This is a genomic window from Escherichia sp. WS1368 (genome assembly GCF_046487485.1).
Lineage (GTDB): Bacteria > Pseudomonadota > Gammaproteobacteria > Enterobacterales > Enterobacteriaceae > Escherichia > Escherichia coli.
This window is the reverse complement of the sequence record NZ_JBJQJI010000002.1, coordinates 225,542-239,504: the sequence shown is the minus strand read 5'-3', so window position 1 is coordinate 239,504 and position 13,963 is coordinate 225,542. Positions and strand designations below refer to the sequence as shown.

Below are 13,963 nucleotides of genomic sequence, written 5' to 3'. Positions count from 1 at the left end.
GCTGCCATTGCAAAGGAGAAGACTATGTTGAAATCCCCCCTGTTCTGGAAAATGACCACCCTGTTTGGTGCAGTATTGCTGTTGTTGATTCCGATAATGCTGATTCGGCAGGTGATTGTCGAACGTGCTGATTACCGTAGCGATGTGGAAGATGCGATTCGCCAAAGTACCAGCGGGCCGCAAAAACTCGTTGGGCCGCTCATCGCTATTCCTGTGACCGAGCTTTATACGGTGCAGGAAGAGGATAAAACCGTGGGCGGAAACGAAGTTTTATCCATTTTTGGTTACCTGAGTCATTGATGGTTGATGGCAATCAGAACGTGGAAGAACGCAAGATAGGGATTTATACCGGTCAGGTCTGGCACAGTGATTTAACGCTAAAAGCCGATTTCGATGTTTCGCGTCTTAGCGAACTCAACGCGCCAAATATCACCTTAGGCAAGCCATTTATTGTGATTAGCGTCGGGGATGCGCGTGGTATTGGTGTGGTGAAAGCGCCTGAAGTTAACGGAACGGCGCTGACCATTGAACCGGGCACCGGCTTAGAGCAAGGCGGGCAGGGCGTGCATATCCCTTTACCCGAAGGGGACTGGCGCAAGCAGAACCTGAAGCTGAATATGGCACTGAATTTAAGCGGTACCGGCGATCTTTCTGTGGTGCCTGCCGGGCGTAATAGCGAAATGACCTTAACCAGCAACTGGCCGCATCCCAGTTTTTTAGGTGATTTTCTACCAGCCAAACGGGAAGTTAGCGAGTCAGGTTTTCAGGCGCAATGGCAAAGCAGCTGGTTTGCTAATAATCTCGGTGAGCGTTTTGCTTCAGGCAATGATACCGGCTGGGAAAACTTCCCCGCGTTTAGCGTCGCAGTGACGACGCCAGCCGATCAATACCAATTAACGGACCGGGCGACTAAGTACGCCATTCTGCTGATTGCACTGACTTTTATGGCGTTCTTTGTTTTTGAAACGCTCACCGCGCAACGTTTACACCCAATGCAATATTTGCTGGTGGGGCTTTCATTGGTGATGTTTTATTTGCTCTTGCTGGCGCTTTCTGAACATATCGGTTTTACCGTGGCATGGATAATAGCCAGTCTGATTGGGGCGTTAATGAACGGTATTTATTTGCAGGCGGTATTGAAAGGCTGGCGCAATAGCATGTTGTTTACCCTCGCGCTGTTGTTGCTGGATGGTGTGATGTGGGGACTGCTCAACTCTGCCGATAGCGCGCTGTTGTTGGGAACCAGTGTGCTGGTGGTGGCGCTGGCCGGCATGATGTTTGTGACCCGTAATATCGACTGGTATGCGTTTTCACTGCCGAAAATGAAAGCCAGTAAAGAAGTTACAACGGACGATGAATTACGTATCTGGAAATAAGGTTGAAAAATAAAAACGGCGCTAAAAAGCGCCGTTTTTTTTGACGGTGGTAAAGCCGATTAATCTTCCAGATCACCGCAGAAGCGATAACCTTCACCGTGAATGGTGGCGATGATTTCCGGCGTATCCGGCGTAGATTCGAAATGTTTACGAATACGGCGGATCGTCACGTCTACAGTACGGTCGTGCGGTTTCAGCTCACGGCCGGTCATTTTCTTCAGCAGTTCAGCACGGGACTGAATTTTGCCTGGGTTTTCACAGAAGTGAAGCATGGCGCGGAACTCGCTGCGCGGCAGCTTGTACTGCTCGCCATCAGGGCCGATCAACGAACGGCTGTTGATGTCCAGTTCCCAACCATTGAACTTGTAGCTTTCAACGCTACGACGTTCTTCGCTGACAGTACCCAGATTCATGGTACGGGACAGCAGGTTGCGTGCACGAATAGTCAGTTCACGCGGGTTGAACGGTTTGGTGATGTAGTCATCTGCACCGATTTCGAGGCCGAGAATTTTATCGACTTCGTTGTCACGGCCAGTCAGGAACATCAACGCAACATTCGCCTGCTCGCGCAGTTCACGCGCTAACAGAAGACCGTTCTTACCCGGCAGATTGATATCCATGATCACCAGGTTGATGTCATATTCAGAGAGGATCTGATGCATTTCCGCGCCATCTGTCGCTTCGAAAACATCATAGCCTTCCGCTTCGAAAATACTTTTCAACGTGTTGCGTGTTACCAACTCGTCTTCAACGATAAGAATGTGCGGGGTCTGCATGTTTGCTACCTAAATTGCCAACTAAATCGAAACAGGAAGTACAAAAGTCCCTGACCTGCCTGATGCATGCTGCAAATTAACATGATCGGCGTAACATGACTAAAGTACGTAATTGCGTTCTTGATGCACTTTCCATCAACGTCAACAACATCATTAGCTTGGTCGTGGGTACTTTCCCTCAGGACCCGACAGTGTCAAAAACGGCTGTCATCCTAACCATTTTAACAGCAACATAACAGGCTAAGAGGGGCCGGACACCCAATAAAACTACGCTTCGTTGACATATATCAAGTTCAATTGTAGCACGTTAACAGTTTGATGAAATCATCGTATCTAAATGCTAGCTTTCGTCACATTATTTTAATAATCCAACTAGTTGCATCATACAACTAATAAACGTGGTGAATCCAATTGTCGAGATTTATTTTTTATAAAATTATCCTAAGTAAACAGAAGGATATGTAGCATTTTTTAACAATTCAACCGTTAGTACAGTCAGGAAATAGTTTAGCCTTTTTTAAGCTAAGTAAAGGGCTTTTTCTGCGACTTACGTTAAGAGTTTGTAAATTCGCACCGCGTAATAAGTTGACAGTGATCACTCGGTTCGCGGTTATTTGATCAAGAAGAGTGGCAATATGCGTATAACGATTATTCTGGTCGCACCCGCCAGAGCAGAAAATATTGGGGCAGCGGCGCGGGCAATGAAAACGATGGGGTTTAGCGAACTGCGGATTGTCGATAGTCAGGCGCACCTGGAGCCAGCCACCCGCTGGGTCGCACATGGATCTGGTGATATTATTGATAATATTAAAGTTTTCCCGACACTGGCTGAATCGTTACACGATGTCGATTTCACTGTCGCCACCACTGCGCGCAGTCGGGCGAAATATCATTACTACGCTACGCCAGTAGAACTGGTGCCGCTGTTAGAGGAAAAATCTTCATGGATGAGCCATGCCGCGCTGGTGTTTGGTCGCGAAGATTCCGGGTTGACTAACGAAGAGTTAGCGTTGGCTGACGTTCTTACTGGTGTGCCGATGGTGGCGGATTATCCTTCGCTCAATCTGGGGCAGGCGGTGATGGTCTATTGCTATCAATTAGCAACATTAATACAACAACCGGCGAAAAGTGACACAACGGCAGACAAACATCAACTGCAAGCTTTACGCGAACGAGCCATGGCACTGCTGACGACTCTGGCAGTGGCAGATGACATAAAACTGGTCGACTGGTTACAACAACGCCTGGGGCTTTTAGAGCAACGAGACACGGCAATGTTGCACCGTTTGCTGCATGATATTGAAAAAAATATCACCAAATAAAAAACGCCTTAGTAAGTATTTTTCAGCTTTTCATTCTGACTGCAACGGGCAATATGTCTCTGTGTGGATTAAAAAAAGAGTGTCTGATAGCAGCTTCTGAACTGGTTACCTGCCGTGAGTAAATTAAAATTTTATTGACTTAGGTCACTAAATACTTTAACCAATATAGGCATAGCGCACAGACAGATAAAAATTACAGAGTACACAACATCCATGAAACGCATTAGCACCACCATTACCACCACCATCACCATTACCACAGGTAACGGTGCGGGCTGACGCGTACAGGAAACACAGAAAAAAGCCCGCACCTGACAGTGCGGGCTTTTTTTTCGACCAAAGGTAACGAGGTAACAACCATGCGAGTGTTGAAGTTCGGCGGTACATCAGTGGCAAATGCAGAACGTTTTCTGCGTGTTGCCGATATTCTGGAAAGCAATGCCAGGCAGGGGCAGGTGGCCACCGTCCTCTCTGCCCCCGCCAAAATCACCAACCACCTGGTGGCGATGATTGAAAAAACCATTAGCGGCCAGGATGCTTTACCCAATATCAGCGATGCCGAACGTATTTTTGCCGAACTTTTGACGGGACTCGCCGCCGCCCAGCCGGGGTTCCCGCTGGCGCAATTGAAAACTTTCGTCGATCAGGAATTTGCCCAAATAAAACATGTCCTGCATGGCATTAGTTTGTTGGGGCAGTGCCCGGATAGCATCAACGCTGCGCTGATTTGCCGTGGCGAGAAAATGTCGATCGCCATTATGGCCGGCGTGTTAGAAGCGCGTGGTCACAACGTTACCGTTATCGATCCGGTCGAAAAACTACTGGCAGTGGGGCATTACCTCGAATCTACCGTCGATATTGCTGAGTCCACCCGCCGTATTGCGGCAAGTCGTATTCCGGCTGATCACATGGTGCTGATGGCAGGCTTCACCGCCGGTAATGAAAAAGGCGAACTGGTGGTACTTGGACGCAACGGTTCCGACTACTCCGCGGCGGTGCTGGCTGCCTGTTTACGCGCCGATTGTTGCGAGATTTGGACGGACGTTGACGGGGTCTATACCTGCGACCCGCGTCAGGTGCCCGATGCGAGGTTGTTGAAGTCGATGTCCTACCAGGAAGCGATGGAGCTTTCCTACTTCGGCGCTAAAGTTCTTCACCCCCGCACCATTACCCCCATCGCCCAGTTCCAGATCCCTTGCCTGATTAAAAATACCGGAAATCCTCAAGCACCAGGTACGCTCATTGGTGCCAGTCGTGATGAAGACGAATTACCGGTCAAGGGCATTTCCAATCTGAATAACATGGCAATGTTCAGCGTTTCCGGCCCGGGGATGAAAGGAATGGTCGGCATGGCGGCGCGCGTCTTTGCCGCGATGTCACGCGCCCGTATTTCCGTGGTGCTGATTACGCAATCATCTTCCGAATACAGTATCAGTTTCTGCGTTCCGCAAAGCGACTGTGTGCGGGCTGAACGGGCAATGCAGGAAGAGTTCTACCTGGAACTGAAAGAAGGCTTACTGGAGCCGCTGGCGGTGACGGAACGGCTGGCCATTATCTCGGTGGTAGGTGATGGTATGCGCACCTTGCGTGGGATCTCGGCGAAATTCTTTGCCGCGCTGGCCCGCGCCAATATCAACATTGTCGCCATTGCTCAGGGATCTTCTGAACGCTCAATCTCTGTCGTGGTAAATAACGATGATGCGACCACTGGCGTGCGCGTTACTCATCAGATGCTGTTCAATACCGATCAGGTTATCGAAGTGTTTGTGATTGGCGTCGGTGGCGTTGGCGGTGCGCTGCTGGAGCAACTGAAGCGTCAACAAAGCTGGCTGAAGAATAAACATATCGACTTACGTGTCTGCGGTGTTGCCAACTCGAAGGCACTGCTCACCAATGTGCATGGCCTAAATCTGGAAAACTGGCAGGAAGAACTGGCGCAAGCCAAAGAGCCGTTTAATCTCGGGCGCTTAATTCGCCTCGTGAAAGAATATCATCTGCTGAACCCGGTCATTGTTGACTGCACCTCCAGCCAGGCAGTGGCGGATCAATATGCCGACTTCTTGCGCGAAGGTTTCCACGTTGTCACGCCGAACAAAAAGGCCAACACCTCGTCGATGGATTACTACCATCTGTTGCGTCATGCGGCGGAAAAATCGCGGCGTAAATTCCTCTATGACACCAACGTTGGGGCTGGATTACCGGTTATTGAGAACCTGCAAAATCTGCTCAATGCTGGTGATGAATTGATGAAGTTCTCCGGCATTCTTTCAGGTTCGCTTTCTTATATCTTCGGCAAGTTAGACGAAGGCATGAGTTTCTCCGAGGCGACTACTCTGGCGCGGGAAATGGGTTATACCGAACCGGACCCGCGAGATGATCTTTCTGGTATGGATGTGGCGCGTAAACTATTGATTCTCGCTCGTGAAACGGGACGTGAACTGGAGCTGGCGGATATTGAAATTGAACCTGTGCTGCCCGCTGAGTTTAACGCCGAGGGTGATGTTGCCGCTTTTATGGCGAATCTGTCACAGCTCGATGATCTCTTTGCCGCGCGCGTGGCGAAGGCCCGTGATGAAGGAAAAGTTTTGCGCTATGTTGGCAATATTGATGAAGATGGCGTCTGCCGCGTGAAGATTGCCGAAGTGGATGGTAATGATCCGCTGTTCAAAGTGAAAAATGGCGAAAACGCCCTGGCCTTTTATAGCCACTATTATCAGCCGCTGCCGTTGGTGCTGCGCGGATATGGTGCGGGCAATGACGTTACAGCTGCCGGTGTCTTTGCCGATCTGCTACGTACCCTCTCATGGAAGTTAGGAGTCTGACATGGTTAAAGTTTATGCCCCTGCTTCCAGTGCCAATATGAGCGTCGGGTTTGATGTGCTCGGGGCGGCGGTGACACCTGTTGATGGTGCATTGCTCGGAGATGTAGTCACGGTTGAGGCGGCAGAGACATTCAGTCTCAACAACCTCGGACGCTTTGCCGATAAGCTGCCGTCAGAACCTCGGGAAAATATCGTTTATCAGTGTTGGGAGCGTTTTTGCCAGGAGCTGGGTAAGCAAATTCCAGTGGCGATGACCCTGGAAAAGAATATGCCGATCGGTTCGGGCTTAGGCTCCAGCGCCTGTTCAGTGGTCGCGGCGCTGATGGCGATGAATGAACACTGCGGCAAGCCGCTTAATGACACTCGTTTGCTGGCTTTGATGGGCGAGCTGGAAGGCCGTATCTCCGGCAGCATTCATTACGACAACGTGGCACCGTGTTTTCTTGGTGGTATGCAGTTGATGATCGAAGAAAACGACATCATCAGCCAGCAAGTGCCAGGGTTTGATGAGTGGCTGTGGGTGCTGGCGTATCCGGGGATTAAAGTCTCGACGGCAGAAGCCCGGGCTATTTTACCGGCGCAGTATCGCCGCCAGGATTGCATTGCGCACGGGCGACATCTGGCAGGCTTTATTCACGCCTGCTATTCCCGTCAGCCTGAGCTTGCCGCGAAGCTGATGAAAGATGTTATCGCTGAACCCTACCGTGAACGGTTACTGCCAGGCTTCCGGCAGGCGCGGCAGGCGGTCGCGGAAATCGGCGCGGTAGCGAGCGGTATCTCCGGCTCCGGCCCGACTTTGTTCGCTCTGTGTGACAAGCCGGATACCGCCCAGCGCGTTGCCGACTGGTTGGGTAAGAACTACCTGCAAAATCAGGAAGGTTTTGTTCATATTTGCCGGCTGGATACGGCGGGCGCACGAGTACTGGAAAACTAAATGAAACTCTACAATCTTAAAGATCACAATGAGCAGGTCAGCTTTGCGCAAGCCGTAACCCAGGGGTTGGGCAAAAATCAGGGGCTGTTTTTCCCGCACGACCTGCCGGAATTCAGCCTGACTGAAATTGATGAGATGCTGAAGCTGGATTTTGTCACCCGCAGTGCGAAGATCCTCTCGGCGTTTATTGGTGATGAAATCCCGCAGGAAATCCTGGAAGAGCGCGTACGCGCGGCGTTTGCCTTCCCGGCTCCGGTCGCCAATGTTGAAAGCGATGTCGGTTGTCTGGAGTTGTTTCACGGGCCAACGCTTGCATTTAAAGATTTCGGCGGTCGCTTTATGGCACAAATGCTGACCCATATTGCGGGCGATAAGCCAGTGACCATTCTGACCGCGACCTCCGGTGATACCGGAGCGGCAGTGGCTCATGCTTTCTACGGTTTGCCGAATGTGAAAGTGGTTATCCTCTATCCACGAGGCAAAATCAGTCCACTGCAAGAAAAACTGTTCTGTACATTGGGCGGCAATATTGAAACTGTTGCCATCGACGGCGATTTCGATGCCTGTCAGGCGCTGGTGAAGCAGGCGTTTGATGATGAAGAGCTGAAAGTGGCGCTGGGGTTAAACTCGGCTAACTCGATTAACATCAGCCGTTTGCTGGCGCAGATTTGCTACTACTTTGAAGCTGTTGCGCAGCTGCCGCAGGAAGCGCGCAACCAGCTGGTTGTCTCGGTGCCAAGCGGAAACTTCGGCGATTTGACGGCGGGTCTGCTGGCGAAGTCACTCGGTCTGCCGGTGAAACGTTTTATTGCTGCGACCAACGTGAACGATACCGTGCCACGTTTCCTGCACGACGGTCAGTGGTCCCCCAAAGCGACTCAGGCGACGTTATCCAACGCGATGGACGTGAGTCAGCCGAACAACTGGCCGCGTGTGGAAGAGTTGTTCCGCCGCAAAATCTGGCAACTGAAAGAGCTGGGTTATGCAGCCGTGGATGATGAAACCACGCAACAGACAATGCGTGAGTTAAAAGAACTGGGCTACACCTCGGAGCCGCACGCTGCCGTAGCTTATCGTGCGCTGCGTGACCAGTTGAATCCAGGCGAATATGGCTTGTTCCTCGGCACCGCGCATCCGGCGAAATTTAAAGAGAGCGTGGAAGCGATTCTCGGTGAAACGTTGGATCTGCCAAAAGAGCTGGCAGAACGTGCTGATTTACCCTTGCTTTCGCATAATCTGCCCGCCGATTTTGCTGCGTTGCGTAAATTGATGATGAATCATCAGTAATATCTATTCATTATCTCAATCAGGCCGGGTTTGCTTTTATGCAGCCCGGCTTTTTTGTGAAGAAAATATGGAGAGAAACGACAGGGAAAAAGGAGAAATTCTCAATAAATGCGGTAACTTAGAGATTAGGATTGCGGAGAATAACAACCGCCGTTCTCATCGCGTAATCTCCGGATATCGACCCATAACGGGCAATGATAAAAGGAGTAACCTGTGAAAAAGATGCAATCTATCGTACTCGCACTTTCCCTGGTTCTGGTCGCTCCCATGGCAGCGCAGGCTGCGGAAATTACGTTAGTCCCGTCAGTAAAATTACAGATAGGCGATCGTGATAATCGTGGCTATTACTGGGATGGCGGTCACTGGCGCGACCACGGCTGGTGGAAACAACATTATGAATGGCGAGGCAATCGCTGGCACCCATATGGACCGCCGCCATCGCCGCGCCATAACAAGCACAATGATCATCGTGGCGATCATCGTCCGGGGCCTGACAAACATCATCGCTAAATATCAATGCCGGATTGCCATCCGGCATTGACTACAAACTTAACGCTGCTCGTAGCGTTTAAACACCAGTTCACCATTGCTGGAGGAAGCTTCATCAAAGAAGTAACCTTCGCTATTAAAACCAGTCAGTTGCTCTGGTTTGGTCAGCCGATTTTCAATAATGAAACGACTCATCAGACCGCGTGCTTTCTTAGCGTAGAAGCTGATGATCTTAAATTTGCCGTTCTTCTCATCGAGGAACACCGGCTTGATAATCTCGGCATTCAATTTCTTCGGCTTCACCGATTTAAAATACTCATCTGACGCCAGATTAATCACCACATTATCGCCTTGTGCTGCGAGCGCCTCGTTCAGCTTGTTGGTGATGATATCTCCCCAGAATTGATACAGATCTTTCCCTCGGGCATTCTCAAGACGGATCCCCATTTCCAGACGATAAGGCTGCATTAAATCGAGCGGGCGCAGTACGCCATACAAGCCGGAAAGCATTCGCAAATGCTGTTGGGCAAAATCGAAATCGTCTTCGCTGAAGGTTTCGGCCTGCAAGCCGGTGTAGACATCACCTTTAAATGCCAGAATCGCCTGGCGGGCATTCTCCGGCGTGAAATCTGGCTGCCAGTCATGAAAGCGAGCGGCGTTGATACCCGCCAGTTTGTCGCTGATGCGCATCAGCGTGCTAATCTGCGGAGGCGTCAGTTTCCGCGCTTCATGGATCAACTGCTGGGAATTGTCTAACAGCTCCGGCAGCGTATAGCGCGTGGTGGTCAACGGGCTTTGGTAATCAAGCGTTTTCGCAGGTGAAATAAGAATCAGCATATCCAGTCCTTGCAGGAAATTTATGCCGACTTTAGCAAAAAAAGAGAATGAGTTGATCGATAGTTGTGATTACTCCTGCGAAACATCATCCCACGCGTCCGGAGAAAGCTGGCGACCGATATCCGGATAACGCAACGGATCAAACACCGGGCGCACGCCGAGTTTACGCTGGCGTAGATAATCACTGGCAATGGTATGAACCACAGGCGAGAGCAGTAATATGGCGGTCAAATTGGTAATAGCCATGCAGGCCATTATGATATCTGCCAGTTGCCACATCAGCGGAAGACTTAGCAAGGTGCCGCCGATGACCGTTGCGAAGGTGCAGATTCGCAGACACCAGATCGCTTTAGGGTTGTTCAGGCGTAAGAAGAAGAGATTGTTTTCGGCATAAATGTAGTTGGCAACGATGGAGCTGAAGGCAAACAGAATAACCACGAGGGTAACAAACTCCGCACCCCAGGAACCCATTAACACCCGCATCGCCTTCTGGATAAGCTGAATACCTTCCAGTGGCATGTAGGTTGTGCCGTTACCCGCCAGTAATATCAGCATGGCGCTTGCCGTACAGATGACCAGGGTGTCGATAAAAATGCCAATCATCTGGACAATTCCTTGCGCTGCGGGATGCGGAGGCCAGGACGCAGCCGCCGCTGCCGCGTTTGGCGTCGACCCCATTCCCGCCTCATTGGAAAACATACTGCGCTGAAAACCGTTAGTAATCGCCTGGCTTAAGGTATATCCCGCCGCGCCGCCTGCCGCTTCCTGCCAGCCAAAAGCACTCTCAAAAATAGACCAAATGACGTGGGGAAGTTGCCCGATATTCATTACGCAAATTACCAGGCTGGTCAGTACCCAGATTAACGCCATCAACGGGACAAACCCCTGCATGAGCCGGGCGACGCCATGAAGACCGCGAGTGATTGCCAGCAGAGCAAAGACAGCAAGAATAATGCCTGTCACCAGCGGAGGAAAATCAAAAGAAAAACTTAGGGCGCGGGCAACGGCGTTCGCCTGAACTCCGCTGAAAATTATGCCGTAGGCGATGAGCAAAAAGACGGCGAACAGAACGCCCATCCAACGCATCCCCAGCCCGCGCGCCATATACCATGCCGGTCCGCCACGAAACTGCCCATTGACGTCACGTTCTTTATAAAGTTGTGCAAGGGAACATTCGGCAAACGAGGTCGCCATGCCGATAAACGCGGCAACCCACATCCAGAAGACGGCTCCAGGTCCACCGGCGGTAATAGCCAGCGCAACGCCGGCCAGGTTGCCGCTACCCACGCGTGCCGCAAGACTGGTACACAATGACTGAAATGAGGTTAAACCGCCTGGCTGTGGATGAATGCTATTTTTAAGACTTTTGCCAAACTGGCGGATGTAGCGAAACTGCACAAATCCGGTGCGAAAAGTGAACCAACAACCTGCGCCGAAGAGCAGGTAAATCATTACCGATCCCCAAAGGACGCTGTTAATAAAGGAGAAAAAATCTGGCATGCATATCCCTCTTATTGCCGGTCGCGATGACTTTCCTGTGTAAACGTTACCAATTGTTTAAGAAGTATATACGCTACGAGGTACTTGATAACTTCTGCGTAGCATACATGAGGTTTTGTATAAAAATGGCGGGCGATATCAACGCAGTGTCAGAAATCCGAAACAGTCTCGCCTGGCGATAACCGTCTTGTCGGCGGTTGCGCTGACGTTGCGTCGTGATATCATCAGGGCAGACCGGTTACATCCCCCTAACAAGCTGTTTAAAGAGAAATACTATCATGACGGACAAATTGACCTCCCTTCGTCAGTACACCACCGTAGTGGCCGACACTGGGGACATCGCGGCAATGAAGCTGTATCAACCGCAGGATGCCACAACCAACCCTTCTCTCATTCTTAACGCAGCGCAGATTCCGGAATACCGTAAGTTGATTGATGATGCTGTCGCCTGGGCGAAACAGCAGAGCAACGATCGCGCGCAGCAGATCGTGGACGCGACCGACAAACTGGCAGTAAATATTGGTCTGGAAATCCTGAAACTGGTTCCGGGCCGTATCTCAACTGAAGTTGATGCGCGTCTTTCCTATGACACCGAAGCGTCAATTGCGAAAGCAAAACGCCTGATCAAACTCTACAACGATGCAGGGATTAGCAACGATCGTATTCTGATCAAACTGGCTTCTACCTGGCAGGGTATCCGTGCTGCAGAACAGCTGGAAAAAGAAGGTATTAACTGTAACCTGACACTGCTGTTCTCCTTCGCTCAGGCTCGTGCTTGTGCGGAAGCGGGCGTGTTCCTGATCTCGCCGTTTGTTGGCCGTATTCTTGACTGGTACAAAGCGAATACCGACAAGAAAGAGTACGCTCCGGCAGAAGATCCGGGCGTGGTTTCTGTATCTGAAATCTACCAGTACTACAAAGAGCACGGTTATGAAACCGTGGTGATGGGCGCAAGCTTCCGTAACATCGGCGAAATTCTGGAACTGGCAGGCTGCGACCGTCTGACCATCGCACCGGCACTGCTGAAAGAGCTGGCTGAGAGCGAAGGGGCTATCGAACGTAAACTGTCTTACACCGGCGAAGTGAAAGCGCGTCCGGCGCGTATCACTGAGTCCGAGTTCCTGTGGCAGCATAACCAGGATCCAATGGCAGTAGATAAACTGGCGGAAGGTATCCGTAAGTTTGCTGTTGACCAGGAAAAACTGGAAAAAATGATCGGCGATCTGCTGTAATCATTCTTAGCGTGACCGGGAAGTTGGTCACGCTACCTCTTCTGAAGCCTGTCTGTCACTCCCTTCGCAGTGTATCATTCTGTTTAACGAGACTGTTTAAACGGAAAAATCTTGATGAATACTTTACGTATTGGCTTAGTTTCCATCTCTGATCGCGCATCCAGCGGCGTTTATCAGGATAAAGGCATCCCTGCGTTGGAAGAATGGCTGACATCGGCGCTAACCACGCCGTTTGAACTGGAAACCCGCTTAATCCCCGACGAGCAGGCGATCATCGAGCAAACGTTGTGTGAGCTGGTGGATGAAATGAGTTGCCATCTGGTGCTCACCACGGGCGGAACTGGCCCGGCGCGTCGTGACGTAACGCCCGATGCGACGCTGGCAGTAGCGGACCGCGAGATGCCAGGCTTTGGTGAACAGATGCGCCAGATCAGCCTGCATTTTGTACCAACTGCGATCCTTTCGCGTCAGGTGGGTGTGATTCGCAAACAGGCGCTGATCCTTAACTTACCCGGTCAGCCGAAGTCGATTAAAGAGACGCTGGAAGGTGTAAAGGACGCTGAGGGTAACGTTGTGGTGCACGGTATTTTTGCCAGCGTACCGTACTGCATTCAGTTGCTGGAAGGGCCATACGTTGAAACGGCACCGGAAGTGGTTGCTGCATTCAGACCGAAGAGTGCAAGACGCGAAGTTAGCGAATAAAAAAATCCCCCCGAGCGGGGGGATCTCAAAACAATTAGTGCGATTCACCAATCGGCAGAACGGTGCGACCAAACTGCTCGTTCAGCACTTCACCCATCGCCAGATAGATTGCGCTGGCACCACAGATCAGACCAATCCAGCCGGCAAAGTGGATGATCGCGGCGTTACCGGCAATGTTACCGATCGCCAGCAGGGCAAACAGCACGGTCAGGCTAAAGAAAACGAATTGCAGAACGCGTGCGCCTTTCAGCGTGCCGAAGAACATAAACAGCGTAAATACGCCCCACAGACCCAGGTAGACACCAAGGAACTGTGCATTTGGCGCATCGGTCAGACCCAGTTTCGGCATCAGCAGAATCGCAACCAGCGTCAGCCAGAAAGAACCGTAAGAGGTGAATGCGGTTAAACCGAAAGTGTTGCCTTTTTTGTACTCCAGCAGACCAGCAAAAATTTGCGCGATGCCGCCGTAGAAAATGCCCATGGCAAGAATAATACCGTCCAGAGCGAAATAACCCACGTTGTGCAGGTTAAGCAGAATGGTGGTCATGCCGAAGCCCATCAGGCCCAGCGGTGCCGGATTAGCCAACTTAGTGTTGCCCATAATTCCTCAAAAATCATCATCGAATGAATGGTGAAATAATTTCCCTGAATAACTGTAGTGTTTTCAGGGCGCGGCATAATAATCA

At 50.9% G+C, this 13,963-nt stretch carries 13 protein-coding genes, 1 pseudogene and 1 other annotated feature; of the genes and pseudogenes, 10 read left to right on the top strand and 4 right to left on the bottom strand.

From position 1 onward, the window contains the following. The first annotated feature begins 24 nt into the window (after positions 1–24). A pseudogene (creD, locus tag ACJHYD_RS06785) lies at positions 25–1,376 on the top strand (cell envelope integrity protein CreD). A gap of 59 nt (positions 1,377–1,435) precedes the next feature. Here creD and arcA read toward each other — a convergent pair. Next, entirely contained in the window at positions 1,436–2,152 is a 717-nt protein-coding gene (arcA, locus tag ACJHYD_RS06780; protein WP_001194358.1) for a two-component system response regulator ArcA, read from the bottom strand. Positions 2,153–2,247: 95 nt separating this feature from the next. On the opposite strand from arcA, the gene yjjY reads away from it, so the two are divergent. The 7 genes from yjjY (at position 2,248) to ACJHYD_RS06745 (ending at position 9,027) form a co-directional block, all read left to right on the top strand. Further along, positions 2,248–2,388, top strand: a complete 141-nt coding sequence (gene yjjY / locus ACJHYD_RS06775) for a protein YjjY (RefSeq protein ID WP_001303782.1) — start codon at positions 2,248–2,250, stop codon at positions 2,386–2,388. 399 nt (positions 2,389–2,787) lie between these two features. Next, positions 2,788–3,474 carry a tRNA/rRNA methyltransferase gene (locus tag ACJHYD_RS06770; RefSeq protein WP_001223149.1) on the top strand — a complete coding sequence of 229 codons (687 nt, stop codon included), beginning with the start codon at positions 2,788–2,790 and terminating at the stop codon, positions 3,472–3,474. 213 nt (positions 3,475–3,687) lie between these two features. Next, positions 3,688–3,753 (top strand): thr operon leader peptide, encoded by a 66-nt coding sequence (gene thrL / locus ACJHYD_RS06765; protein ID WP_001386572.1) that lies wholly within the window; start codon positions 3,688–3,690, stop codon positions 3,751–3,753. After that, positions 3,689–3,808, top strand: a sequence feature (Thr leader region). (Overlaps the previous gene by 65 nt.) A gap of 25 nt (positions 3,809–3,833) precedes the next feature. Next, complete coding sequence (gene thrA / locus ACJHYD_RS06760; RefSeq protein WP_001264698.1) at positions 3,834–6,296, top strand: bifunctional aspartate kinase/homoserine dehydrogenase I; 2,463 nt, start codon at positions 3,834–3,836, stop codon at positions 6,294–6,296. A gap of 1 nt (position 6,297) precedes the next feature. Next, the gene (gene thrB / locus ACJHYD_RS06755; protein ID WP_000241660.1) at positions 6,298–7,230 is read left to right on the top strand and encodes a homoserine kinase; all 933 of its coding nucleotides are present in this window, start codon (positions 6,298–6,300) and stop codon (positions 7,228–7,230) included. Further along, positions 7,231–8,517: a threonine synthase gene (thrC, locus tag ACJHYD_RS06750; RefSeq protein ID WP_000781063.1), complete on the top strand. Its 1,287-nt coding sequence runs from the start codon at positions 7,231–7,233 to the stop codon at positions 8,515–8,517. 213 nt (positions 8,518–8,730) lie between these two features. After that, positions 8,731–9,027: a DUF2502 domain-containing protein gene (locus tag ACJHYD_RS06745; protein ID WP_000738734.1), complete on the top strand. Its 297-nt coding sequence runs from the start codon at positions 8,731–8,733 to the stop codon at positions 9,025–9,027. Between the two features lie 39 nt (positions 9,028–9,066). On the opposite strand, the gene yaaA is transcribed toward ACJHYD_RS06745, so the two are convergent. Both yaaA and ACJHYD_RS06735 read right to left on the bottom strand, forming a co-directional pair. Further along, positions 9,067–9,843 (bottom strand): peroxide stress protein YaaA, encoded by a 777-nt coding sequence (yaaA, locus tag ACJHYD_RS06740; protein WP_000906203.1) that lies wholly within the window; start codon positions 9,841–9,843, stop codon positions 9,067–9,069. 69 nt (positions 9,844–9,912) lie between these two features. After that, positions 9,913–11,343 (bottom strand): alanine/glycine:cation symporter family protein, encoded by a 1,431-nt coding sequence (locus ACJHYD_RS06735; RefSeq protein ID WP_001550576.1) that lies wholly within the window; start codon positions 11,341–11,343, stop codon positions 9,913–9,915. 278 nt (positions 11,344–11,621) lie between these two features. Here ACJHYD_RS06735 and tal point away from each other — a divergent pair, with 278 nt between their 5' ends. Both tal and mog read left to right on the top strand, forming a co-directional pair. After that, a complete protein-coding gene (gene tal, locus ACJHYD_RS06730; RefSeq protein WP_000130187.1) occupies positions 11,622–12,575 on the top strand; it encodes a transaldolase in 954 nt (317 codons plus the stop codon). Positions 12,576–12,689: 114 nt separating this feature from the next. Further along, positions 12,690–13,277 carry a molybdopterin adenylyltransferase gene (gene mog, locus ACJHYD_RS06725; protein ID WP_001094685.1) on the top strand — a complete coding sequence of 196 codons (588 nt, stop codon included), beginning with the start codon at positions 12,690–12,692 and terminating at the stop codon, positions 13,275–13,277. 34 nt (positions 13,278–13,311) lie between these two features. Here the strand turns inward: mog and satP are convergent, their stop codons facing one another. Beyond that, on the bottom strand, positions 13,312–13,878 hold the full coding sequence (gene satP / locus ACJHYD_RS06720) for an acetate uptake transporter (protein WP_000528538.1): 567 nt from the start codon (positions 13,876–13,878) through the stop codon (positions 13,312–13,314). Between the last annotated feature and the right edge of the window lie 85 nt (positions 13,879–13,963).

Excerpts from the sequence above, each read along its gene's own strand:
- arcA (WP_001194358.1), bottom strand. The coding sequence starts at position 2,152 with ATGCAGACCCCGCACATTCTTATCGTTGAAGACGAGTTGGTAACACGC.
- yjjY (WP_001303782.1), top strand. The coding sequence starts at position 2,248 with ATGACTAAAGTACGTAATTGCGTTCTTGATGCACTTTCCATCAACGTC.
- ACJHYD_RS06770 (WP_001223149.1), top strand. The coding sequence starts at position 2,788 with ATGCGTATAACGATTATTCTGGTCGCACCCGCCAGAGCAGAAAATATT.
- thrA (WP_001264698.1), top strand. The coding sequence starts at position 3,834 with ATGCGAGTGTTGAAGTTCGGCGGTACATCAGTGGCAAATGCAGAACGT.
- thrB (WP_000241660.1), top strand. The coding sequence starts at position 6,298 with ATGGTTAAAGTTTATGCCCCTGCTTCCAGTGCCAATATGAGCGTCGGG.
- thrC (WP_000781063.1), top strand. The coding sequence starts at position 7,231 with ATGAAACTCTACAATCTTAAAGATCACAATGAGCAGGTCAGCTTTGCG.
- yaaA (WP_000906203.1), bottom strand. The coding sequence starts at position 9,843 with ATGCTGATTCTTATTTCACCTGCGAAAACGCTTGATTACCAAAGCCCG.
- ACJHYD_RS06735 (WP_001550576.1), bottom strand. The coding sequence starts at position 11,343 with ATGCCAGATTTTTTCTCCTTTATTAACAGCGTCCTTTGGGGATCGGTA.
- tal (WP_000130187.1), top strand. The coding sequence starts at position 11,622 with ATGACGGACAAATTGACCTCCCTTCGTCAGTACACCACCGTAGTGGCC.
- mog (WP_001094685.1), top strand. The coding sequence starts at position 12,690 with ATGAATACTTTACGTATTGGCTTAGTTTCCATCTCTGATCGCGCATCC.
- satP (WP_000528538.1), bottom strand. The coding sequence starts at position 13,878 with ATGGGCAACACTAAGTTGGCTAATCCGGCACCGCTGGGCCTGATGGGC.